This is a genomic window from Acinetobacter sp. YH12218 (genome assembly GCF_013417925.1).
Classification (GTDB): Bacteria; Pseudomonadota; Gammaproteobacteria; order Pseudomonadales; family Moraxellaceae; genus Acinetobacter; species Acinetobacter amyesii.
The window spans coordinates 1-1,594 of the sequence record NZ_VPDB01000158.1 but is presented as its reverse complement, the minus strand read 5'-3'; the positions used below and the strand labels follow the sequence as shown (position 1 = coordinate 1,594).

The window sequence follows — 1,594 nt, the reverse complement described above, 5'->3', positions numbered from 1 at the left end:
TTCCACTTTAGATATTTGTTTAAGATGAGATGTAACTCATTGAAATGTGTCATCATATTCGTCGTCAGAAAACAAGTATTATGCCATTATTTCAATGAGTTATCTTTTTTTGTCGTGTACAAAGGCTTTTTCTAAATATTTAGCCAATACAATATTGGTTGCAAGTTCTACTAATTTATATTCAGCCGAATTCGGGTTTCGATATGTATTGGCCAATTCAATCAGGTGCTCAATATCTATGACCTGCGGTGAAATTTTTCCTTGTATCAGTGCCTGAAGTTCTTGCATAGGACAATGTAAATTTAAAAATAAAGAAGTCGATTAGTTCATTTGATTATAGAGATTTCATTAAAAAAAACATGGAAATAAATGTCAGCTTCTACAAATTAAGCGTTAAATATGACAATTAATGCGCATTTTGTTTAAAAATAATACCAAATCATTAGCTTAAAGATAGGTTTTGCAAAAGATATAGCGGTATGGTTTGATCAATTTTTTTGAAGTCATCATCAGCGATCGAGCGCTTTTAGATGTTCATTTTTAATGTTAAGTAAAGAATAAAGCCCAAAGTAAAGGCACATAAAATAAAAAACCGATGGTGGGAGCCATCGGTTTTTTATGGAAAAATCAGCTAAAAATTATGCTTTTTTTTCTGTGTTTGTTACAACTTTAGTTGTATCTGCAGCAGGTGCTTTGTTATCTGCATTGGCAGTTTCAGCAGTCACAGCTTTTTTTACTGGAAAATCTGGTACATAAACGATTTGTGCAGAAACAGTTGCAGAAAGCGCCATCACAGCAACAGCCATAGCATATTTGATTGCGTTCATTTGTGTATTCCTATCAATCATTAGTAACTCAAAAATTGAGTCAGGGAGAAAATTAATCACTTGAATTTATGTGAAAATAATATCAAAAAATAATCAATTAAAAATGATCGATTCGGCAACACAAGATAAATGGTAGGATTTAATATTTATATAAAACAGTCTATTAGAGTTATTGCTCTAGAGTTTTTAGTGGCTGAGTGACAGCGGCGTATCACTCAGATATAGATGAAAAATCTATGAATGTTTGGCACATTTCTTTTCATAGACTTTGCCTGCGATACCACCAATAATGGCACCACTAATCGTACCAAAAACAGGCAAAATACTGCCTGCAACAGCGCCGATCGCAGCACCTTTGACGGTCGGAGAAAAACGTGAGAGAAAGCTATTCTCCCCTGTTTGCGACTCGTTGGCGGTTGTTTGAGGGGTTGTATTGGTAGATAGTTCGGTTTCAGCAGAAGTTGCTTGAGGTTCAATAGTCATGACATTACTCCCGAGCATGATCGTTAGAAGAATGAAGCTTTTAGCCTAATCGGTAGTGGCCTTGGCTTAAACAGAAAGCATGTAATAAATGATGGTCAGTTTGTAATCCCTCGAAGTGGAATTCACTCCTGTGTAAGACATGTAATATTTTGCTGTTTGAACCGTACCGGGTTTGTCGGAGACTTTTTTATTTAAGTTAGGCCACCTGACCTAACGGGTTAATCTTATCATAGTACATTGCTTCAAACTCAAAAGGCGATACATAACCCAGTGCACTGTGTACA

General features: G+C 35.4%; 3 protein-coding genes. All 3 read right to left on the bottom strand.

Annotation, left to right across the window (positions count from 1 at the left end):
• Window positions 1–99: 99 nt before the first annotated feature.
• Window positions 100–288 (bottom strand): hypothetical protein, encoded by a 189-nt coding sequence (locus FTV03_RS17675; protein ID WP_180042404.1) that lies wholly within the window; start codon window positions 286–288, stop codon window positions 100–102.
• A 350-nt stretch (window positions 289–638) separates the two neighbouring features.
• Window positions 639–827, bottom strand: coding sequence for a hypothetical protein (locus FTV03_RS17670; RefSeq protein ID WP_180010237.1), 189 nt, complete (start codon window positions 825–827; stop codon window positions 639–641).
• A 234-nt stretch (window positions 828–1,061) separates the two neighbouring features.
• Entirely contained in the window at window positions 1,062–1,310 is a 249-nt protein-coding gene (locus FTV03_RS17665; RefSeq protein ID WP_218950681.1) for a glycine zipper domain-containing protein, read from the bottom strand.
• Window positions 1,311–1,594 lie beyond the last annotated feature (284 nt).

Bases quoted from the DNA above. Each gene is read 5' to 3' on its own strand.
- FTV03_RS17670 (WP_180010237.1), bottom strand. From the start codon at position 827: ATGAACGCAATCAAATATGCTATGGCTGTTGCTGTGATGGCGCTTTCT.
- FTV03_RS17665 (WP_218950681.1), bottom strand. From the start codon at position 1,310: ATGACTATTGAACCTCAAGCAACTTCTGCTGAAACCGAACTATCTACC.
- FTV03_RS17675 (WP_180042404.1), bottom strand. From the start codon at position 288: ATGCAAGAACTTCAGGCACTGATACAAGGAAAAATTTCACCGCAGGTC.